At 63.8% G+C, this 22,330-nt stretch carries 15 protein-coding genes; 8 read left to right on the plus strand and 7 right to left on the minus strand.

Going from position 1 to position 22,330, the window contains the following annotated elements:
• Positions 1-29: 29 nt before the first annotated feature.
• The 5 genes from L6D64_RS10665 to L6D64_RS10685 form a co-directional block, all read right to left on the minus strand.
• Entirely contained in the window at positions 30-1,433 is a 1,404-nt protein-coding gene (locus L6D64_RS10665; protein WP_176509973.1) for a PIG-L family deacetylase, read from the minus strand.
• The gene (locus L6D64_RS10670; RefSeq protein WP_176509972.1) at positions 1,430-2,326 is read right to left on the minus strand and encodes an antimicrobial resistance protein Mig-14; all 897 of its coding nucleotides are present in this window, start codon (positions 2,324-2,326) and stop codon (positions 1,430-1,432) included. The genes L6D64_RS10665 and L6D64_RS10670 overlap by 4 nt, the downstream gene beginning before the upstream one ends.
• On the minus strand, positions 2,326-3,456 hold the full coding sequence (locus L6D64_RS10675) for a glycosyltransferase (protein WP_176509971.1): 1,131 nt from the start codon (positions 3,454-3,456) through the stop codon (positions 2,326-2,328). Before L6D64_RS10675 ends, L6D64_RS10670 begins: the two co-directional genes overlap by 1 nt.
• Positions 3,440-5,197, minus strand: a complete 1,758-nt coding sequence (locus tag L6D64_RS10680) for a carbamoyltransferase family protein (RefSeq protein ID WP_176509970.1) — start codon at positions 5,195-5,197, stop codon at positions 3,440-3,442. The genes L6D64_RS10675 and L6D64_RS10680 overlap by 17 nt, the downstream gene beginning before the upstream one ends.
• Before the next feature lie 87 nt (positions 5,198-5,284).
• The gene (locus tag L6D64_RS10685) at positions 5,285-6,121 is read right to left on the minus strand and encodes a 23S rRNA (adenine(2030)-N(6))-methyltransferase RlmJ (RefSeq protein WP_176509969.1); all 837 of its coding nucleotides are present in this window, start codon (positions 6,119-6,121) and stop codon (positions 5,285-5,287) included.
• A 180-nt stretch (positions 6,122-6,301) separates the two neighbouring features.
• Between L6D64_RS10685 and L6D64_RS10690 the strand changes: the two genes are divergently transcribed.
• A complete protein-coding gene (locus L6D64_RS10690; RefSeq protein ID WP_176509968.1) occupies positions 6,302-6,559 on the plus strand; it encodes a hypothetical protein in 258 nt (85 codons plus the stop codon).
• 125 nt (positions 6,560-6,684) lie between these two features.
• On the opposite strand, the gene putP is transcribed toward L6D64_RS10690, so the two are convergent.
• Positions 6,685-8,163 (minus strand): sodium/proline symporter PutP, encoded by a 1,479-nt coding sequence (gene putP / locus L6D64_RS10695; protein WP_176508217.1) that lies wholly within the window; start codon positions 8,161-8,163, stop codon positions 6,685-6,687.
• A gap of 357 nt (positions 8,164-8,520) precedes the next feature.
• Between putP and putA the strand changes: the two genes are divergently transcribed.
• Entirely contained in the window at positions 8,521-12,474 is a 3,954-nt protein-coding gene (gene putA / locus L6D64_RS10700; RefSeq protein ID WP_176508216.1) for a trifunctional transcriptional regulator/proline dehydrogenase/L-glutamate gamma-semialdehyde dehydrogenase, read from the plus strand.
• Positions 12,475-12,566: 92 nt separating this feature from the next.
• Here the strand turns inward: putA and L6D64_RS10705 are convergent, their stop codons facing one another.
• On the minus strand, positions 12,567-13,184 hold the full coding sequence (locus L6D64_RS10705; RefSeq protein ID WP_176508215.1) for a hypothetical protein: 618 nt from the start codon (positions 13,182-13,184) through the stop codon (positions 12,567-12,569).
• 198 nt (positions 13,185-13,382) lie between these two features.
• Between L6D64_RS10705 and L6D64_RS10710 the strand changes: the two genes are divergently transcribed.
• The 6 genes from L6D64_RS10710 (at position 13,383) to L6D64_RS10735 (ending at position 22,300) form a co-directional block, all read left to right on the plus strand.
• Positions 13,383-15,185, plus strand: a complete 1,803-nt coding sequence (locus tag L6D64_RS10710; RefSeq protein WP_176508214.1) for an acyl-CoA dehydrogenase — start codon at positions 13,383-13,385, stop codon at positions 15,183-15,185.
• Positions 15,186-15,216: 31 nt separating this feature from the next.
• Positions 15,217-16,659 carry a TldD/PmbA family protein gene (locus L6D64_RS10715; RefSeq protein WP_176508213.1) on the plus strand — a complete coding sequence of 481 codons (1,443 nt, stop codon included), beginning with the start codon at positions 15,217-15,219 and terminating at the stop codon, positions 16,657-16,659.
• Entirely contained in the window at positions 16,659-17,978 is a 1,320-nt protein-coding gene (locus tag L6D64_RS10720; protein ID WP_176508212.1) for a TldD/PmbA family protein, read from the plus strand. Before L6D64_RS10715 ends, L6D64_RS10720 begins: the two co-directional genes overlap by 1 nt.
• Before the next feature lie 109 nt (positions 17,979-18,087).
• The gene (mdtD, locus tag L6D64_RS10725; protein WP_176508211.1) at positions 18,088-19,515 is read left to right on the plus strand and encodes a multidrug transporter subunit MdtD; all 1,428 of its coding nucleotides are present in this window, start codon (positions 18,088-18,090) and stop codon (positions 19,513-19,515) included.
• A 112-nt stretch (positions 19,516-19,627) separates the two neighbouring features.
• Positions 19,628-20,962, plus strand: coding sequence for an ATP-dependent RNA helicase DbpA (dbpA, locus tag L6D64_RS10730; protein ID WP_236192415.1), 1,335 nt, complete (start codon positions 19,628-19,630; stop codon positions 20,960-20,962).
• Positions 20,963-21,118: 156 nt separating this feature from the next.
• Positions 21,119-22,300, plus strand: a complete 1,182-nt coding sequence (locus tag L6D64_RS10735; protein WP_176508209.1) for a BaiN/RdsA family NAD(P)/FAD-dependent oxidoreductase — start codon at positions 21,119-21,121, stop codon at positions 22,298-22,300.
• Positions 22,301-22,330 lie beyond the last annotated feature (30 nt).

Genomic DNA, 22,330 nt, shown 5'->3' on the forward strand with positions numbered 1-22,330 from the left:
TTGGGCGCTCTGCGCCATCGCGGTCAGGCCTACAGCTCACGCCGCCAGAACAATTCATGCCGGCGCACGGCCTTGCGGAAGAACTCGTTCTCCCCGTAAGGCGACGGCCGGCGCCCGGCCAGCCAGCGCTGCAGCAAGCGGCGCAAGCGACGCTTGAACGGCGCAGGCGGCTGCAGGTCGTGCATCATGCCCAAGGCCATGGCCTTGTCGCGTTGGGTAGCGATATCCAGCAGCAAGGCACATGGCGCCCAGGCCTGCTCGGCACTCAGTTGCGGCGGCAAGGCCACGCCATCGCCGCTGTCGCCCATGGGCCAGCGGTCGTTGTCATGCAGATGGTTGGCGTAACACAGCAGCGTCTGCGGCTGCCACTCGACGCCCAGCAGGGCCTCCATGACGGCCGCCTGGGCGCAGATATGGTCGGGGTGGGGGTCAAGTTGCGGATGGGGCATGACCAGCACTTCAGGCCTGGCCATCTCCAGCAGGGCCCGCAGGTCGGCCAGCAGGTTCTGCCAGGTTGGCGCACCATCGCGGTCGGCCGGCAGCGGGAACGGGTTGAACCGGCGGAACGTGCGGATATCGGCCATGTCCGCTTCGCGGGACGCAGCGGGCTGATCAGGCGCAGCTTGCATGGCGGGCAGTTGCAGGCAGAAATACCCCAACTGCACGCAACGGGACTCGGGTACACCAGCCCAGCGCGGTACGGCGATGCTGTCCCAGGCGCGCAGGCGCCCCTTCAAGCGGGCAGCCTCCGACTTGCCCAGGCCCATCTGCTGATAGTGCTCGGCTTCGATCTCCCCTGCAGTCAGGGTCACCACCCAGGCTTCGTCCGCCTGGCTGTACAAGCCATAAGCCGCCAGCTCGGCATCATCGGCATGCGGCGCGATGACCATCACGCGGCGCCGCTGCAGCTCGACGCCGGGGGTTACCCACAGGCGCGGTTCCCCCTGCAACTGGCAAAAGCGCCCACGCAGACGCAGCGTGCCCGCCTGCAGTGGGGCCGCCAGCCCGGTAAGGTTGAGGAAACGCACCCCCTCGACACCACGCTCGAAGGTTTGCCGATCCATGCATTCGCTGCCGTACAACTCGACCCGTGGATCGAGGAAGCGCCCCAGCCAACCACTTTTCACCCGCACTTCAAGCACCAGGGTTTCATCACCCTGCAAGGTCGCGTCCACCTTGAGCAACCCGTCGCGCAGCACGACCGGCGCTTCCTGGCTCAGCTCGCCGAAGCGGTAGGCGTAATCTTCGCCAGGCGCATAGAACAGGTGGTCGGCGAACCAGGCTTCGTGCGCGACCCAGAGCAAAGGCAGCAGCAACAGCGGCAGCCACCACCAGGTGACGACCCCCAGCACCAGCAGCACAACCAGACTGGCCAGCAAACCCAGGCGTTTGTTGCGCCGATGGCGCCTGAGCAATTGCTGCTTGCGGCTCACGACTGGAATACCGGCACAGGGTTGCACCACCGATCCTTGTACTCCCGGTCGGCTCGGCCGAACGAGAAGCGCAGGGGCTTGTTGCGCGCCTTGGCATCTTCCCAGGCCGCCTGGGTATTGAGGAAGCTCAGCACGCTACCGGGGCTGAAAGCCTTGGTTTCGGGATCGACACCACCGTTGATGTATTCGACGCTGATCCACTCAGGCGCTTCAACGCGGTACACCAGCTGGATGGCAATGGGTTTGTCGTCGAGCATCAGCACCGAGCCGATCAGCAGCTCGCGCAGGCGCTCCAGCACTTCGGCCATGCGCTCGGCACCGGTGGCCGGGAAGCCCCAGCGGCGCAGGAACAGGTCGCAGTACATGGCTGCGATCTGCTGCGCGCTGAAGTCGCTGATCGGTCGCACCACCCCACCCGCTTCTTCCAGCAGGCGCAATTCGCGGCGCTGGTTGTAGCGGAACTTCTTCGACAGGTCTTCATGGGGGCGGGCCATGGCCAGCTGCTCTTTCTGCACCTTGAGGCCGCTGAAGCGGCCCTGGTTCAGTTCGGACAGGTAGCGTGCGCCATGGCGCAACGGCGCGCCGGCATCAGCCGCTGCCGGGAGGATGATCTCGGCATTGCCAAGGTCGAACAGGGCCTTCTTGCCAGCACGCTTGAGCACGTCCTTGGACAACGCCAGGTGCCGCCCCCAGGTCGGGATGGCAGCCTTCAATTCACCTGCCTGGTACCAGCCCAGGTAACGCACCGGAATCTGTGCCAGATCCGCCAACTGCCCGACCACCAATGGGTGGGTCGCGACGCTGCCGCCGAATCGCGCCCACGCCTCGGCGTAGGCAGGCGCATCGATGGCCTGCCAACCGCGTTCGCGCAAGGCCTGGATATGATTGAGCATCACGCCTTCCCCGCCAGCGCACGAACCTGTGGCAATTGCCAGAACGCCTCGCGCACAGCGTGGTCGGAAAACCGCTCGTGCAGGCGCCGCAACATGTGCGCGGCGCAGGCTTCACGCTGCTGTTCATCCAGCGCGGCCATGTGCTTGAGGCCCTGCGCCAGTTGCCCGGCGTCGGCCAGCGGGAACAGCACACCAACACCTTCCACGACTTCGCGCGCACCGCCGCAGGCCGTTGCCAATACTGGCACGCCAGCGACCATGGCCTCGAGCAGAACCATGCCGAACGGCTCATGGTCGGAGCTCAGCGCAAACACGTCGAAGGCCTGGAAATAGCGACGGGCATCCGGCACCTGGCCAAGGAAGTCCACCTGCGCGGCAATCCCCAGTTCGGCGGCCTGTGCCTTGAGCTTGGCCTCCAGGCGGCCCTTGCCAAGAATAGCCAGGCGAGCACCGGCCGGCAGGCCCGGCAGCGCCTCGGCAAAGCCACGCAGCAAGGTCGCCTGATCCTTGTCCGGGTGCAGGCGACCGACATTGCCGACCACCCAGGCCTGGGCATCCAGGCCCAGTGCCACGCGGGCCTCGGCACGGGATACCAGGGCGGCCTGCAGGGCGTCGATATCGATACGGTTGTACAACGTCTGGATACGTTCGGCCGGCCACTGCGGCAAGCAACGGCGCATGTCGTCACGCACCGCATCCGACACACCCAGCAAGCTCAGGCGCTTGCTGAACAGGTTGGCGAACAGACGCCGGCCCTTGCGCTCATAATCGCCGAACGCGTGGTGCACGCCGATCACCGGCAAGCCGGTCGCCAGCAGCGCGACATAGATCGGCTTGAAACGGTGAGCGATGCAGAAGCTGAAATTGCGTTCGGCCGCGATACGCCGCAGGGCGCGTATTGCACCGAGCTTCAGGCCACGCACGGCCTTGGAACTGAATTCGAGGAACAGCACCTCGTCCGACGCGCAGCCAGCCGCAACCTGCGGGTCGGCGGCGCCGGTGAGGAACACGGTAGTGACCTTGTAGCCGCTGCCCTGGAACAGGCTGGCGTACTGACGGGCACAATCGAGGAACGGCCCGTCATAGCCATGGCAGAACTGCAGGATCCGCGTTTCAGAGCGGCTGGTCATAGGCGGCCGCGCCGTCCTTGACGACCAGGATGTCTTCCATGATCAGGTACTGCAGGTCCGAGCCGAAGAACATGTTCAAGGCGTCGGTCGGCGAGCAGATCATCGGCTCGCCACGGCGGTTCAGCGAGGTGTTCAGCGACACGCCGTTGCCGGTCAGGTCTTCCAGCGCCTTCATCATGTCGTAGTAGCGCGGGTTGTATTCGCGTTTGAGCACCTGGGCACGCGAGGTGCCGTCCTCGTGCACCACTTCCGGTACACGAGTCTTCCACTCTTCAGCCACTTCGAAGGTGAAGGTCATGAACGGCGCCGGGTGGTCGACCTTGATCATCTGCGGGGCGACGGTGTCGAGCATCGACGGGCAGAAAGGTCTCCAGCGTTCGCGGAACTTGATCTGCTCGTTGATGCGGTCGGCCACGCCCGGCACGCTCGGGCAACCGATGATCGAACGGCCACCCAGGGCACGCGGGCCGAACTCCATGCGGCCCTGGAACCAGGCCACCGGATTGCCATCGACCATGATCTTGGCGATACGCTGCGGCATGTCGTCGAGTTTGCGCCATTTCGGCGCGTTCGGGTGACGGGCGCAGGCGGCGATCACGTCTTCGTTGGAGTAGGAAGGGCCGAGATAGACGTGCTCCATCTTCTCGACCGGCACGCCACGGGCGTGAGAAACGTAGGCAGCAGCACCGACAGCGGTACCCGCGTCACCGGAGGCCGGCTGGACGAACAGTTCCTTGACGTCGGAACGGGCAATGATCTTCTGGTTGAGCTTGACGTTCAGCGCGCAGCCGCCGGCGAACGCCAGCTTGCCGGTTTCACGCAGGGTGTCACCCAGGTAGTGATCGATCATCTGCAAGGCGATCTTTTCGAACAACGCCTGCATGCTGGCCGCGTAGTGGATGTACGGCTCGTCGGCGATATCGCCTTCACGCTTGGGCCCCAGCCATTCGATCAGCTTCGGCGAGAAGTAGAAGCCCTTGCCCTTCTCTTTATAGCGGCGCAGGCCGATGACGTTGGCGTACTCGGTATTGATCACCAGTTCGCCGTTCTCGAAGCTGGCCAGGCGGGAGAAATCGTACTTGCTGGCGTCGCCGTACGGCGCCATGCCCATGACCTTGAATTCACCGTCGAGCATCTCGAAGCCAAGGAATTCGGTGATCGCGCCGTACAGGCCACCCAGCGAGTCCGGATCGAAGAATTCCTTGATCTTGTGGATCTTGCCGTTTTCGCCATAACCGAAGAAGGTGGTGGCGTACTCACCCTTGCCGTCGATGCCGAGGATCGCGGTCTTTTCCTTGAAGCCCGAGCAATGGTAGGCACTGGAAGCGTGAGCCAGGTGGTGTTCGACCGGTTCGATCTTGACCTTTTTCGGGTCGAATCCCAGCTGCTCCAGGCACCAGACGATCTTCTTGCGGTAGCGCTTGTAGCGGCGGTTGCCCATCAGGATGGCGTCGAGGGCGCGGTCCGGGGCGTACCAGTAGCGCTTGGCGTAGTGCCAGCGGGCCTTGCCGAACAGGCTGATCGGGGCGAACGGAATGGCCACCACGTCAACGTCGGACGGTTTGATGCCGGCTTGTTCCAGGCAGAATTTCGCCGACTCGTAGGGCATGCGGTTCTTCGCATGCTTGTCACGCACGAAGCGCTCTTCTTCGGCGGCGGCAATCAGCTTGCCGTCAATGTACAAGGCCGCGGAAGGGTCATGGCTAAGGGCGCCGGACAGGCCAAGAATCGTCAATGCCAAGGGATTAGCCTCTTCATTCGGTAGAGATGCGCCAGCGGCCTCGTAGGCGGCTGGCGGCTAAAAGGCGAGATTATAACGCAGCGCCGTTTATTCGGCGATCAGCCAGTCCATGCGGAAACTGCCAGCAGTCTGCGCCAGCTCCCTGGCCAGCCAAGGCAGCAGTTCACGCAGTTCTTCTTCCAGCCCCCACGGCGGGTTGGCAATGGCTAGGCCCGAGCCGTTAAGCCCCTGCGGACTGTCCTGATGGTGCACATACAGCTCGACCCGCAGCAGCTTCGGCGCGCCGGTGCTGGTCAGGTCCTGGTAGAAGCGGGTCAGCGAGCGCTGGTCCTTGATCGGGTACCAGATGGCCGCGACGGTCTGGCGCATGCGGCCGATCGCCTCTTTCATCGAGTTGGTGCAGCGCTTGAGCTCGTCAGCCTGCTCGAACGGCGGGTCGATCAGCATGATCGCGCGCTTTTCCTGCACCGGCAGCAGTGCCCGCGGCACATGCCAGCCTTCGCCCAGGTGCACGACCACACGCGGGTCTTTCTTCATGTTCTCTTTGAGCAGCGGCCCGTCTTCCGGGTGCTTCTCGTTGAGCAGTGCACGGTCCTGCTCGCGCATCAGGCGACGCGCCAGCTCGGGCGAACCTGGGTAGTAGCGCAGCTCACCATTGGCATTCAGCCGCTTGATGATGCGCAGGTAGTCCGCCGCCATGGCCGGCAGGTCATCACGGTTCCACAGGCGGGCGACGCCCTCCAGGTATTCACCGGTGCGGGTGGCCTGATCGCCTTGCAGGTCGTACAGACCAAGACCGGCGTGGGTGTCGATGTAGGCGAACGGCTGCTCCTTGCGCGACATCAGGGCGATGAGGCGGGTCAGCACGATATGTTTGAGGACGTCGGCATGGTTGCCGGCGTGGAAGGCGTGACGATAGTTCATGGCAACTCCTGCGGGGCTGGCAAGTTTACCTTGTCAGACTGCCGCCGTCAGGTGCGACAGCCGATCGGCACCCTGCACACCCCTGACCGCCAGAGCCATGCGGCCTGAGGAATACCTTCCCGATTTTTCCAGCCCCGCCACGGATCGACAATCGCGGCTCCACCCAACCGAGTAAAGCGCATGAAAGCTTCCATTGAACTCGATAGCACTGCGACACCCACCCTGAAAGGCAAGCTCGGCGTCATGAATGCGCCGTACACCGCCGTTGTCGAACTGACCCGGCCCGATGGCAGTATCGTCACCCTGGTCGTACCCAGCTCCGACACCGATGCCTGGGCCGTCAGCCTGGACGGATACGCTGCCGGAAACTACGACGCCGCGATTCGCCCACGAAATGGCATGGCGTTCGAAGGCACTCGCCTGGCGTTCTCGCTGTAACCTGCCCTAGCTGAAAACGCGAACGGCCCGAACAACATGGTTGTTCGGGCCGTTCGCGTTTGCAGGACGATGACTGACGACTCGCTATCGGCACTCAGCACCCGCCAAACCAGCGGAGATTTGCCTTACTTGTCAGCGTGGTACGCCGCATCAGCGGTTTCGAAGCGCTGCACCATCGCCTGCGACGGGCTGCCCAGCTTGCTGACCAGAACGATGGCGATGCTGGCAAACAGGAAGCCTGGGATGATTTCGTACAGGCCGAGCGTATCGAAGTTCTTCCACAGGATCACGGTCAGCGCACCCACCACGATACCCGCCAGCGCGCCGTTACGGGTCATGCCTTTCCACAGGACAGAGATCAGCACTACCGGGCCGAAGGCAGCACCGAAGCCGGCCCAGGCGTAAGCCACCAGGCCCAGCACGCGGTTTTCCGGGTTGGCCGCCATGGCAATGGCGATCAGGGCCACGGCCAGCACCATCAGGCGGCCGACCCACACCAGCTCACCCTGCGAAGCGTTCTTGCGCAGGAAGGCCTTGTAGAAGTCTTCGGTGAGGGCGCTGGAGCAGACCAGCAGTTGGCAGCTCAGGGTGCTCATCACCGCCGCCAGGATGGCCGACAGCAGCACACCGGCGATCCACGGGTTGAACAGGATCTTGGCCAGCTCGATGAATACGCGCTCATGGTTCTCGGTGACCGGGCCCGCCAGTTCAGGGTGCGCCGAGAAGTAGGCGATGCCGAAGAAGCCCACGGCGCAGGTACCCGCCAGGCACAGGATCATCCAGGTCATGGAGATGCGACGGGCGTTGGCGATCGACTTCACCGAGTCGGCGGCCATGAAGCGCGCCAGGATGTGCGGCTGGCCGAAGTAGCCCAGGCCCCAGCCCATCAGCGAGATGATGCCAACGAAGGTGGCGCCCTTGAGCATGTCGAAGTTGGCCGGGTTCTGCGCTTCGATGGCCAGGAAGGTGGTATCGAAGCCCCCCGTGGAGATCAACACGATCACGGGCGTGAGGATCAGCGCGAAGATCATCAGCGAGGCCTGCACGGTGTCGGTCCAGCTCACCGCCAGGAAGCCACCGACGAAGGTGTAGGCGATGGTCGCCGCGGCACCGGCCCACAGGGCAGTCTCGTACGGCATGCCGAAGGTGCTTTCGAACAGACGAGCACCGGCAACGATGCCGGAGGCGCAATAGATAGTGAAGAACACCAGGATCACAATCGCCGAGATGATCCGCAGCAAGCCACTTTGGTCTTCGAAGCGGCTGGAGAAGTAGTCCGGCAGGGTCAGCGCATCGCCATTGTGCTCGGTCTGCACACGCAGGCGGCCAGCGACGAACAGCCAGTTCAGGTAGGCGCCGACGGTCAGGCCGATGGCAATCCAGGCCTCGGAAAGGCCGGAGAAGTAGATGGCGCCCGGCAGCCCCATGAGCAGCCAGCCGCTCATGTCGGAAGCACCGGCAGAGAGCGCAGTGACCACACTTCCCAGGCTGCGACCGCCGAGGATGTAGTCGGAAAGGTTGTTGGTGGAGCGATAGGCCGCGAAACCGATCAGCACCATTGCCGCGATGTAGATCACGAAGGTGATCGTTAGTGGATTGCCCATGCATGTGCCCTGGCGTTTGTTTTTATCTCATGCGCAACCTTCTTGACGACGGTTGCACCCAGGCGGCGAATGCTATGCAACAACGCAAATGCGGTGCAACCATTTTTCATTTGCAAGTTGCACCCACTCGTGCACTTTCGGAAAAATCCTGCTTCTTGCTTCTTTTTGGAGCAAAAAGGCCCTTTGTCATAAGAAAATGCACTGTAATGGGTTCTTTTTGGCCTGTAGGAAATCTCGCCAGACGAGTTGCACCTTTTCCTCGAAAAAATGGGGTTGCACCTGGTTGCACCCAAAATCGCCTACGGCTAATCTTGGCGCAGCTTAAGCCACACCCGTGGCAATAACGAGGATAAGAAATTGGCGACGACCACCCTTGGGGTCAAACTTGATGACCCGACCCGTGAGCGACTCAAAGCAGCTGCGCAGTCCATCGACCGCACGCCGCACTGGTTGATCAAGCAAGCGATCTTCAATTACCTGGAGAAGCTCGAGGGTGGCGCCACCCTGACCGAACTCAACGGTCACGCCAACAACCTGGCCGATGACGCTGGCGAAGTCCAGCCAGAGCACAGCCACCAGTGCTTCCTCGAATTTGCCGAGAGCATCCTGCCGCAGTCGGTGCTGCGCTCGGCGATCACCGCCGCCTACCGCCGCCCCGAGCAGGAAGTCGTGCCGATGCTGCTGGAACAGGCGCGCCTGAGCGCCCCGCTGGCCGAAGCCACCAACAAGCTCGCTGCAGGTATTGCCGAAAAACTGCGTAACCAGAAGAGTGCTGGCGGCCGTGCTGGCATCGTTCAGGGCCTGCTGCAAGAGTTTTCCCTGTCTTCCCAGGAAGGCGTGGCCCTGATGTGCCTGGCCGAAGCCCTGCTGCGCATCCCTGACAAAGGCACCCGCGACGCCCTGATCCGCGACAAGATCAGCAACGGCAACTGGCAGCCGCACCTCGGCAACAGCCCGTCGCTGTTCGTCAACGCAGCCACCTGGGGCCTGCTGCTGACCGGCAAGCTGGTCTCCACCCATAATGAAGCCGGCCTTACCTCCTCGCTCACCCGCATCATCGGCAAGAGCGGCGAGCCGATGATCCGCAAGGGCGTCGACATGGCCATGCGCCTGATGGGCGAGCAGTTCGTCACTGGCGAAACCATCGCAGAGGCCCTGGCCAATGCCAGCCGCTTCGAAGCCAAAGGCTTCCGTTATTCCTACGACATGCTCGGCGAAGCCGCACTGACCGAGCACGATGCACAGAAGTACCTGGCTTCCTACGAGCAGGCGATTCACTCGATCGGCAAGGCCTCCCATGGCCGCGGCATCTATGAGGGCCCAGGCATCTCGATCAAACTGTCGGCGCTCCACCCACGCTACAGCCGCGCCCAGTACGAGCGCGTGATGGAAGAGCTGTACCCGCGCCTGCTGTCGCTGACGCTGCTGGCCAAGCAATATGACATCGGCCTGAACATCGACGCCGAAGAGGCCGACCGCCTCGAGCTGTCCCTCGACCTGCTCGAGCGCCTGTGCTTCGAGCCGGCCCTGGCGGGCTGGAACGGTATCGGCTTCGTCATCCAGGCCTACCAGAAGCGCTGCCCGTACGTGATCGACTATGTCATCGACCTGGCCAAGCGCAGCCGCCACCGCCTGATGATCCGCCTGGTGAAAGGCGCCTACTGGGACAGCGAGATCAAGCGTGCCCAGGTCGAAGGCCTGGAAGGCTACCCGGTCTACACCCGCAAGGTTTACACCGACGTGTCCTACGTCGCCTGCGCCCGCAAGCTGCTGGCCGTACCGGAAGCCATCTACCCGCAGTTCGCCACCCACAACGCGCACACGCTGTCGGCCATCTACCACATCGCTGGCCAGAACTATTACCCGGGTCAGTACGAATTCCAGTGCCTGCACGGCATGGGCGAGCCGCTCTACGAACAGGTCGTAGGCAAGGTCGCCGACGGCAAGCTGAACCGTCCGTGCCGCGTTTACGCGCCAGTCGGCACCCATGAAACCCTGCTGGCCTACCTGGTCCGCCGTCTGCTGGAAAACGGCGCCAACACCTCGTTCGTCAACCGCATCGCCGACCACTCGATTTCCATCCAGGAACTGGTCGCCGACCCGGTCGCCAGCATCGAACGCATGGGCACCCAGGAAGGTAGCATCGGCCTGCCACACCCACGGATCCCGCTGCCGCGTGAGCTGTATGGCAGCGAGCGCGCCAATTCGGCCGGCATCGACATGGCCAACGAACACCGCCTGGCATCGCTGTCCTGCGCCATGCTGGCCACTGCCAACAATGACTGGAAAGCCACGCCGATGCTGGCCTGCACCGCTAGCGAAGCCGCTGCCGTGCCGGTCCTGAACCCGGCAGACCACCGCGACGTGGTCGGTCACGTGCAGGAAGCCACCGTCGCCGATGTCGACAATGCCATTCAGTGCGCGCTGAACGCTGCCCCTATCTGGCAAGCCACCCCACCTGCCGAGCGTGCAGCGATCCTTGAGCGCACCGCCGACCTGATGGAAGCAGAGATCCAGCCGTTGATGGGCCTGCTCATCCGCGAGGCTGGCAAGACCTTTGCCAACGCCATCGCCGAAGTGCGCGAAGCCGTGGACTTCCTGCGCTACTACGCCGTGCAGGCACGCAACGACTTCAGCAACGACGCCCACCGCCCGCTGGGCCCGGTGGTGTGCATCAGCCCGTGGAACTTCCCGCTGGCGATCTTCACCGGCCAGGTTGCCGCTGCCCTGGCGGCCGGCAACCCGGTACTGGCCAAACCTGCCGAACAGACCCCACTGATCGCCGCCCAGGCCGTGCGCCTGCTGCTGGAGGCCGGTATCCCGGAAGGGGTGCTGCAACTGCTGCCAGGCCGCGGCGAAACCGTTGGTGCCGGCCTGGTCGGTGACGAGCGCGTCAAAGGCGTGATGTTCACCGGCTCCACCGAAGTCGCCCGTCTGCTCCAGCGCAATGTCGCTGGCCGCCTGGACAACCAGGGCCGGCCGATCCCGCTGATCGCCGAAACCGGCGGCCAGAACGCCATGATCGTCGACTCCTCGGCACTGACCGAGCAGGTGGTGATCGACGTGGTGTCCTCGGCCTTCGATAGCGCCGGCCAGCGTTGCTCGGCACTGCGCGTACTGTGCCTGCAGGAAGACTCCGCCGACCGCGTGATCGAGATGCTCAAGGGCGCCATGGCCGAAAGCCGCCTGGGCTGCCCGGACCGCCTGGCCGTGGACATCGGCCCGGTGATCGACGCCGAAGCCAAGGCCGGTATCGAGAAGCATATCCAGGGCATGCGCGAGAAAGGTCGCACGGTCTATCAAGTCGCAATCGCCGACGTGGCCGAGATCAAGCGTGGCACCTTCGTCATGCCAACCCTGATCGAACTGGACAGTTTCGACGAACTGAAACGTGAAATCTTTGGCCCGGTGCTGCACGTTGTGCGCTACAACCGCCGCAATCTGGACCAGCTGATCGAGCAGATCAACGCGTCCGGCTACGGCCTGACCCTCGGCGTGCACACCCGCATCGACGAGACCATCGCCAAGGTGGTGGAGACTGCCAACGCCGGCAACATGTACGTCAACCGCAACATCGTTGGCGCCGTGGTCGGCGTGCAACCGTTCGGTGGTGAAGGCCTGTCCGGCACCGGCCCGAAAGCCGGCGGCCCGCTGTACCTGTACCGTCTGCTGTCGACCCGCCCGGCCGACGCCATTGGCCGCCACTTCCAGCAGCAGGATGGCGAAGGCCAGCCGGACCGTACCCTGCACGACCAGCTGATCAAGCCGCTGCACGCGCTCAAGGCCTGGGCCGAGAGCAACCAGCACGCCGAGCTGGCCGCCCTGTGCAGCCAGTTCGCCGGCCAGTCGCAGAGCGGCATCGCCCGCTTGCTGCCAGGCCCGACCGGTGAGCGCAACACCTACACCATCCTGCCGCGTGAGCACGTGCTGTGCCTGGCGGACAACGAGGCCGACCTGCTGGCACAGTTCGCTGCCGTGCTGGCAGTGGGCAGCTCGGCGGTGTGGGCTGACAGCGAGCCAGGCAAGGCCCTGCGCGGCCGCCTGCCGCGGGATCTGCAGGCCAAGGTCAAGCTGGTGGCGGACTGGAGCAAGGATGAAGTGGCGTTCGACGCCGTGATCCACCATGGCGACTCGGACCAGCTGCGCGGCGTGTGCCAGCAGGTGGCCAAGCGCGCCGGGGCGATCGTCGGTGTGCACGGGCTGTCCAGCGGCGACCACCAGATTGCGCTGGAGCGCCTGGTGATCGAGCGGGCGGTGAGTGTGAATACGGCGGCTGCGGGCGGTAATGCCAGCCTGATGACCATTGGCTGACGCCAGGGGTTGTTGATGAAAAAGGAGAGCTTCGGCTCTCCTTTTTTATGGGCGCATGTCTTGAAATATGTGGCGCCCATGAAACATGAAGATCAGCTAACCGCTGGGCCTATGAACAATGAATAAATCCGGGACAACTCCAGCGCAAGTCCCAGATACATCCAAAACCGATTAACCCAACTGAAGTTGCTATTTGACTTACCTGCCACATCGCCCGCGCTAAAATTGATCCCCTTTTGCATGACTGCCAGAAGATAAAGCGACAGTGCCTGTAACGCGACTGCCGCTACCAACGCTATCCACGGTAAACCTTCCAACAAAAATGTTCCGGCAAACGCTGCGATCATCAAGCAGTAGTAGCTCAACGTAAGCCTGAGAATGGACCAGTGGTATTCTTTACCGGAAGCCCGGATGACATCATCCACGCGCTTCAATAGCGGGTAAATGAAAAACATTCCGAACGCGCTTCGCCAAATAGGCATTACCGGCTCTCCGGTCCTGACTTTGTGCAACCTCCAACTTTGATAAAAGCAATACCACCAGTACAAGCCCAAGGTGAAAAAAGTCATTACCACCAACTTGAATGGTGACACCACAAAAAACGGTACGTCGTTGAATCTGACGCCACTTACGTCATCACTGACCATTAGAATTAATTCCTCGATATAGCCAAAGAATGCATTCAAGGCCAGTTGCTGCATCAGCTTCATTAGGCTGACTCTGATAGTTTAGTAGGAAACTTCTTAATATCGGCAGATGTGTTAATGCGCTCTGCCATCTGGGCCATAGCGGGATGGGCGCCTGACAACGATTCCGTGTGTTTCGTGTTATCAACTGAATCAATCATGGTAGCCACTCACCTGAAGCCACTCCTAGACTCGACCAACGCCCGATCAAGGACCGCCCCCATGCCCGAGACCCTGCTCAGCCCCCGCAACCTCGCCTTCGAACTCTACGAAGTCCTCGACGCCGAAGCCCTGACCCAGCGCCCGCGCTTCGCCGAGCACAGCCGCGAAACCTTCGATGCCGCCCTGACCACCGCGCGCACCATTGCCGAAAAATACTTCGCCCCGCACAACCGCAAAGCCGACGAAAACGAGCCGCGCTATGTGGACGGCCGCGCCGAACTGATCCCTGAGGTGAAGCCCGCCGTCGACGCCTTTCTCGAAGCCGGCTTCCTCAACGCCAACCGCGATTTCGAAGTCGGCGGCATGCAGCTGCCCAGCCTGGTCTCACAGGCCTGTTTCGCCCACTTCCAGGCGGCCAACGCCGGCACCACGGCCTACCCTTTCCTGACCATGGGCGCGGCCAACCTGATCGAGAGCTTCGGCACCGAAGCGCAGAAGCGTCTGTACCTGCAGCCGATGATCGAAGGCCGTTATTTCGGCACCATGGCGTTGACCGAGCCCCACGCGGGGTCGTCGCTGGCCGATATCCGCACCCGAGCCGAACCCGCTGGCGATGGCACCTACCGGCTCAAGGGCAACAAGATCTTCATCTCCGGTGGCGACCACGAACTGTCGGAGAACATCGTGCACATGGTGCTGGCCAAGCTGCCGGACGCACCGCCCGGCGTGAAGGGCATTTCGCTGTTCATCGTGCCAAAGTACCTGGTCAATGAAGACGGCAGCCGCGGCCCGCGCAATGACGTGCTGCTGGCCGGTCTGTTCCATAAGATGGGCTGGCGCGGCACCACCTCCACCGCACTGAATTTCGGCGACAACAGTCATTGCGTCGGCTACTTGGTCGGCCAGCCCCACCAAGGCCTTGCGTGCATGTTCCAGATGATGAACGAGGCACGCATCGGCGTTGGCATGGGCGCGGTGATGCTCGGGTACGCCGGCTACCTCTATTCCCTGGAGTACGCCCGCCAGCGGCCACAGGGCCGGTTGCCGGACAACAAGGACCCGCACAGCCCGGCAGTGCCTATCATCGAACACACCGACGTGAAGCGCATGCTGCTGGCGCAGAAGGCTTATGTGGAAGGCGCCTTCGACCTGGGCTTGTATGCCGCGCGCCTGTTCGACGACACCCACAGCGCCAGCGATGAAGGCGCACGCAAACAGGCCCAGCAACTGCTCGACCTGCTGACCCCGATCGTCAAGTCCTGGCCGTCGACCTTCTGCCTCAAGGCCAATGAACTGGCGATCCAGATTCTCGGTGGCCACGGCTACACCCGCGAATACCCGGTGGAGCAGTACTACCGCGACAACCGCCTGAACCCGATCCATGAAGGCACCGAGGGCATCCAGTCGCTCGACCTGCTGGGCCGCAAGCTGGCGCAGAACAACGGTGCCGGCCTCAAGCAGCTGATCCGCCTGATCGCCGCCAGCGCCGAGCGAGCCAGCCATCACCCGCGCCTGGACCCCCTGCGCCAGCCGCTGGAACAGTTGGTCAATCGCCTGCAATCCGTGACCCTGGCGCTGCTCGGCGACATGACCGAGGGCAACGTTGCAGGCGCCCTGGCCAACTCCGCCCTGTACCTCAAGGCCTTCGGCCACTGCGTGATCGGCTGGCGCTGGCTGGAACAGGCGATCTACGCCGAGCTCGGCCTGCTGAAAGGCAATGCCGCTGACCGCGACTTCTACCTCGGCAAGCTGCATGCCGCGCGTTATTTCCTGACTTGGGAAATTCCCGCCTGCCATAATGACCTGGCATTGCTCGAGGCACGCGACGACACTTGCCTCACCATGCAAGACGGGTGGTTCTAGGGGGAGCCACTGTGAAAACGGAGGCTTCCAGATGTTCGATTCCAGCGCCCTGCTGCGCCAGCGCTTTGCCGCGCTGCGCAGTACGGCCGATGTGTATTCCCTGCGCCATGTGAAACAGTCGCACCAGGCGCTTTCGGTTCGCCGCAATGTCGCCGAGCCACCGGCCTTCAGCCAGGACGAGGGCGCCATGCTCACGGTACGGCTCAATGGCGTGGAGGCCTATGCGGCTACTGCCGACCTGTCCCAGGCCGGCCTGCAACGAGCGCTGGACCAGGCCGAGGCCCTGGCGCGGCAGATCGCCCCGTACAACCTGCTCGACCTGCGCCAGCAGCCGGTGACAAGCGCTCGCCACGATCACATTTCACCCAATTTCGACCAGCCGGTACCCAGCCTTGCCGACTGCCTTGGCCTGCTCGCCGCCGAATCGGCCAGCGTGCCCAAGGACAGCCGCCTGGTGGACTGGCAGGCCAGCCTGGGCCTGAGCCTGGTCGAGCAGACCTACCTGAACTCCGCTGGCGCCGAACTGCGCCATGCCCAGCGCTTCCTGTTCCCGGGCCTGAGCGTTACCGCCAGCGACGGCCAGGACAGCCAGAGCCGCAGCCTGGGCCGCGACAACTTCGGCCAGCAAGGGGGGTTCGAAATCGTCGAGCGCTGTGGCCTGGTCGGCGCGGCCCGCCAGGTCGCCGATGACGCCTTGCAACTGCTGCTGGCACCCAACACCCCTGGCGGCGCGCGCGACCTGCTGCTGATGCCCGACCAGATGATGCTGCAGATCCACGAGTCCATCGGCCATCCGCTGGAGATGGACCGCATCCTCGGTGACGAGCGCAACTACGCCGGCACCAGCTTCGTCAAAGCCAGCGATTTCGGTCACCTGCAATACGGCTCAAGCCTGCTCAACGTCACCTTCGACCCGACCATCGGCGAAGAGCTGGCCAGCTACAGCTTCGATGATGACGGCACCGCCGCCAGCAAGCAGTTCCTGATCCGCGATGGCCTGCTGCTGCGCCCGTTGGGGGGCGCCCTGTCGCAGTTCCGCTCAGGCCTGGATGGGGTTGCCAACAGCCGCGCCTGCAGCTGGAACCGAGCCCCCATCGACCGCATGGCAAACCTCAACATCGAACCGGGCGACCAAACCCTCGAACAACTGGTCCAGGGCATCGAGCACGGCATCCTGATGCGCACCAACCGCTCCTGGTCGATCGACGATGCGCGCAACAAGTTCCAGTTCGGCTGCGAATGGGGCCAGCTGATCGAGGATGGCGAGCTCAAGGGCATCGTCAAGAACCCTAACTACCGCGGCATCTCCGCGCAGTTCTGGCGCAACCTCGCGGCGGTCGGCGACCGCAGCACCTTCCAGGTCCTCGGTACGCCCAACTGTGGCAAGGGCGAACCCAACCAGGTGGTACGGGTCGGGCATGCCTCACCCGCCTGCGTGTTCCGCCAGATCGATGTATTCGGAGGAGACGCCTGATGAAACCGGTTTTCGAAGCCCTGCTCGCGGATGTGCGCCACGCCCTGCAAGCCGACGAGCAATTCACCCTCGGCTACAGTGCCGAACAGTCGCAGTTCGTGCGTTTCAACCATGCCAAGGTGCGCCAGGCCGGCGAAGTGAGCCAGGCCAGCGCGCAACTGCGCTTGATCCGCGATGGCCGCCAGGCGGAACAGCAAGTGACCCTGAGTGGCGACCCGCAGCTTGACCGGCAACGCCTGATCGCAGCGCTGGAGCAGTTGCGCCAGACACTACCGATGCTGACGCTCGACCCATACCTGAGCCTCGACGAAAGCGCGTGGCACAGCGACAGCCAGCAGCAACAGCCGTTGCCCGAACTGAACGAAGTGCTGGCCCTGCTGGAACATGAGGCCGGTGACCTGGACCTGGTCGGCATCTACGCCGCCGGCCCGATCTTCCGCGGCTTCGCCAGCTCGTTCGGGGCCATTGGCTGGCATCAGGCCAACAGCTTCAACTTCGACTGGAGCCTGTTCCACGATAACGGCGAGGCGGTGAAGGCCAACTATGCCGGCCAGTTGTGGAACGCCGACGACTTTACCGCCCGCCTTCGCCTCGCTCGGCAACAGCTGGGCTTCCTCGGTCGCCCGGCCGTGACCCTCAAACCTGGTAGCTACCGCGCTTACCTGGCACCTGCGGCCATGGACGAAATCGCCGGCATGCTTTGCTGGGGTGGTTTCTCTGCACAGGCCCTGGCCACTGGCAACAGCGCACTGCAGCGCCTGTACAGCGGCGATGCGCAACTGCATCCGCTGGTGAGTTTCAGCGAACAGGTCAGCGGCTCGCTGAGCCCGGCATTCTCCGACGAAGGCTCACCGCGCCTGGATGTGCCACTCATCCAGCAGGGTAACGCGGTGCAACGTCTGGTCAGCGCGCGCAGCGCAGCGGAGTTCAATCTGATGGCCAATGGCGCCGACAGCTACGAGTCGCCGTGCGCCCTGAGCCTGGCACCCGGTGGCTTGCCCCGCGAGCAGATTCTGGAGCGGCTCGGTACCGGGCTGTACATCAGCAACCTGTGGTACCTGAACTACTCTGACCTGCCGGCGGCACGCATGACCGGGCTGACCCGCTTCGCTACTTTCTGGGTGGAGAACGGTGAGATCCAGGGGCCGGTGAGCACCATGCGCTTCGATGACAGCCTCTACAGTTTGCTGGGCAGCCAGTTGGAGGAATTGACCCGTGAGCGCGAGATGATCCTCTCGACCAGTACCTATGGACAGCGCAGTACCGGGTCGAGTCATCTGCCGGGGGCGCTGGTCAAAGCGCTGACCCTGACATTGTGATTGGCAGTACCGGCCTCTTCGCGGCTAAAGCCGCTCCCACAGGGGATCGCATACCCCTGTGGAAGCGGCTTCAGCCGCGAAGAGGCCGGAACAGACAGAAGAGGACGTCATGCCCGATCGAGCACCGCTGGACCCGACCACCGCCCGCTGGCTACCCTGGGTGGTGGCCATCGCCTTTTTCATGCAGTCCCTGGACGGCACCATCCTCAACACCGCCCTGCCAGCCATGGCCCGCTCCCTGGCCGAAGACCCGCTGCGCATGCAGGGCGTGATCATCGCCTACATGCTCACCGTGGCCCTGCTGATCCCCGCCTCCGGCTGGATCGCCGACCGCTTCGGCACCAAGCGCATCTTCTTCAGCGCCATCATGCTGTTCAGCTTCGGCTCGCTATTGTGCGCCACGGCCAACAGCCTCGGCTTCCTGATCTTCGCCCGCATCGTGCAGGGCCTGGGCGGCGCGCTGATGCTCCCCGTCGGGCGCCTGGTGGTGCTGCGCGCCTACCCGCGAACCGAGCTGGTGCGGATCATGAGCTTCATCACCATCCCCGGCCTGCTCGGCCCGCTGCTGGGCCCGACCCTGGGCGGCTGGCTGGTGGAAATCCTCAGCTGGCACTGGATCTTCCTGCTCAACCTGCCAGTCGGTGCGCTGGGCTGCTATGCCGTGTGGAAGTTCATACCCGACCTGCGCGGGGCCGAGCGCACCCGCTTCGACGGCCCCGGCTTCATCCTGTTCGGCGCGGCGATGGTGCTGATCACCATCGCCATGGAAGGCCTGGGCGAGCTGCACCTGCCACACCTGCGGGTGATGTTGCTGCTGTTCGCTGGCATGGCCTGCCTGGCGGCCTATTGGCTGCGCGCCGGGCGCGACCCGGAACCGCTGTTCTCACCCAGCCTGTTCCGCGTGCGCACGTTCGCCATCGGCATCCTCGGCAATCTGTTCGCACGCCTGGGCAGCGGTGCCCTGCCGTTTCTGGTGCCGTTGCTGCTGCAGGTGGCGCTGGGCTATTCGCCGGCCCAGGCTGGCATGAGCATGATTCCGCTGGCCGCCTCGGCGATGCTCGCCAAGTCGGTCGCCCGCTCGCTGATAGAGCGGCTGGGCTATCGCATCGTCCTGACCGGCAACACGTTGCTGCTGGGCATCCTGCTGGCCAGCCTGGGCCTGGTCGACGAGCAGACGCCGTATGCGCTGCTGCTGGTGCAGTTGGCCCTGCTCGGCGCCGTCAACTCGATGCAGTTCACGGCCATGAACACAGTGACCCTGATCGACCTCGACGACGCCAGCGCCAGCAGCGGCAACAGCCTGCTGTCGGTGGTCGCGCAATTGTCGCTGAGCCTCGGTGTGGCCTGCGCCGGTGCCCTGCTTGGCGGTTTCACCGCAGCGGGCAGCGCCGACGGTGTGGAAACCACGCTCGGCGCGTTCCAGCTGACCTTCGTCACCATCGGCGTGATGGCCATGCTGGCGGCGGCCATCTTCCTGCAACTGTCGCCGACGGACGGAAGGCGTGCCCGTCGTCCGGAACAACACATGGAGTCGTAGGGCGAATGGCCACGAGGCTGGTAAACTGTTCGGCATTTTTCGCTTCGCACCGCAGGCCCGCCTCGTGACCACCGAATCCACCGCCTTTGCCACCTTGCCGCTGTCCACCGCCATGCTGGCCAACCTGGACGCCCTCGGCTATGCCTCGATGACGCCGATCCAGGCCCAGAGCCTGCCTGTCATCCTGCGCGGCCAGGACCTGATCGCCCAGGCCAAGACCGGCAGCGGCAAGACCGCCGCCTTCGGCATCGGCCTGCTCAACCCGATCAACCCGCGCTACTTCGGCTGCCAGGCGCTGGTGCTGTGCCCGACCCGCGAGCTGGCCGACCAGGTCGCCAAAGAGCTGCGCCGCCTGGCCCGCGCCGAGGACAACATCAAGATCCTCACCCTTTGCGGTGGCGTGTCGCTGGGCCCGCAGATCGCCTCGCTGGAGCACGGTGCGCACATCATCGTCGGCACCCCGGGGCGCATCCAGCAGCATCTGGACAAGGGCACCCTGGTGCTCGACGGCCTGAACACGCTGGTGCTGGATGAAGCCGACCGCATGCTCGACATGGGCTTCTTCGACGCCATCGCCAGCATCATCGGCAAGACCCCGGCGCGTCGCCAGACCCTGCTGTTCTCGGCCACTTACCCGGCGGGCATCGAGCAACTGGCCGCCGACTTCATGCGCAAGCCGCAGCAGGTCAAGGTCGAAAGCCTGCACGCCGACAATCAGATCGAACAGCGTTTCATCGAGATCGACCCGCAGCAACGCCTGGAAGCCGTCACTCGCGTGCTTGGCCACTACCGCCCGCAATCGTGCGTGGCGTTCTGCTTCACCAAGCAGCAGTGCGAGGACGTGGTAGCCCACCTGACCGCCAAGGGTATCGTCGCCCAGGCCCTGCACGGTGACCTGGAGCAGCGTGACCGCGACCAGGTGCTGACCCTGTTCGCCAACCGCAGCAGCTCGGTACTGGTGGCCACCGACGTGGCTGCCCGCGGCCTGGATATCGACGGCCTGGACATGGTCATCAACGTCGAACTGGCGCGCGATGCCGAGATCCATGTGCACCGCGTCGGCCGTACCGGCCGTGCCGGTGAGAAAGGTCTGGCAGTCAGCCTGGTGGCGCCAGCCGAGGCCCATCGTGCCCAGGCCATCGAAGCCCTGCAGAAGCGCCCGCTGCGCTGGGATCAGCTGGACAGCCTGAAGCACAAGGGCGAACCTTTGGTGCCGTTGATGAGCACGTTGTGCATTGCTGCCGGGCGCAAGGACAAGCTGCGCCCGGGCGACATCCTGGGTGCACTGACCGGCGATGCCGGAATCCCGGGCAAGCAGGTGGGCAAGATCGCCATTTTCGACTTCCAGGCCTTCGTGGCGGTGGAACGGCCGCTGGCCAAGCAGGCCATGCAGCGCTTGAACAGCGGCAAGATCAAGGGCCGGGCCCTGAAAGTCCGTATCGTCTGACCTATTTTGGGGGCCGCTTCGCGCCCCTTTCGCGACACAAGGCCGCTCCCACAGTGTATTACGCAAATTTCAGATCTTGTGCGATCTCTTGTGGGAGCGGCCTTGTGTCGCGAAAGGGCTGCAAAGCAGCCCCAGCAATTCCGAAGAGGTAACACCGTGCACTCCACCGACGTGATCATCCTCGGCGCTGGCGCCGCCGGCCTGATGTGCGCCCAGCTCAGCGCCCGCCGCGGGCGCCGGGTGTTGCTGCTCGACCATGCCAACAAGCCCGGCAAGAAGATCCTGATGTCGGGCGGCGGGCGCTGCAATTTCACCAACCTGTGCACCGAGCCGGCCAACTTCCTCTCGCAGAACGCGCACTTCTGCAAGTCGGCCCTGGCCCGCTACACCCAGTGGGACTTCATCGAACTGGTGAGCAAGCATGGCGTGCCGTACCACGAGAAGAAGCTCGGCCAGCTGTTCTGCGACAACAAGGCCAGCGACATCCTCGACATGCTGTTGGCCGAATGCGATGACGCGGGTGCCGAAATCCGCATGCACACCAGCATCGAACACATCGAGAAGACCGAAACCGGCTACCTGCTGCAAACCAGCGGTGGGCAGTTCGCCTGCCAGTCGCTGGTGATCGCCACTGGCGGCCTGTCGATCCCGACCCTGGGCGCCACCGGCTTCGGTTACCAGGTGGCCCGCCAGTTCGGCCACACCCTGCTGCCGACCCGCGCCGGGCTGGTGCCGTTCACCATCACCGAGCCCCAGCTCAAGGCACTGTGCACCGAGCTGTCGGGCACTTCGCTGGACTGCACTGCCAGTTGCAACGGCACCAGCTTCCGCGAAAACCTGCTGTTCACCCATCGCGGCCTCAGCGGCCCGGCGATCCTGCAGATCTCGTCGTTCTGGGACGCCGGCGACACCGTGGAAATCAACCTGCTGCCCGATCGCGATGCGCTGGCCTGGCTGCAGCAGATGCAGGCCGAACGTGCCAACGCCGAACTGAAGACCGTGCTGGGCGAGGTGTTCACCCGCAAGCTGGCCAACCTGCTGGCCGAGCAATGGTTCGAGTCCCGCCCCATGAAGCAGTACACCCCCGGGGAACTGGCGCAGATCGCCGAAAAACTGGCGAACTGGCAAGTGGTGCCGGCCGGTACCGAAGGCTACCGCACGGCGGAAGTGACCCTCGGCGGGGTCGACACCCGCGAAGTGTCATCCAAGACCATGGAATCGCTGAAGAGCCCCGGCCTGTATTTCATCGGTGAGGTGCTTGACGTTACCGGCCATCTGGGCGGTTTCAATTTCCAGTGGGCCTGGGCATCCGCCAACGCCGCTGCGCAGTTCGTGTAGAGTAGAATCCATTCAGCAGCACGGAACGCT

The organism is Pseudomonas urethralis, assembly GCF_021602465.1.
Taxonomy (GTDB): Bacteria; Pseudomonadota; Gammaproteobacteria; order Pseudomonadales; family Pseudomonadaceae; genus Aquipseudomonas; species Aquipseudomonas vlassakiae.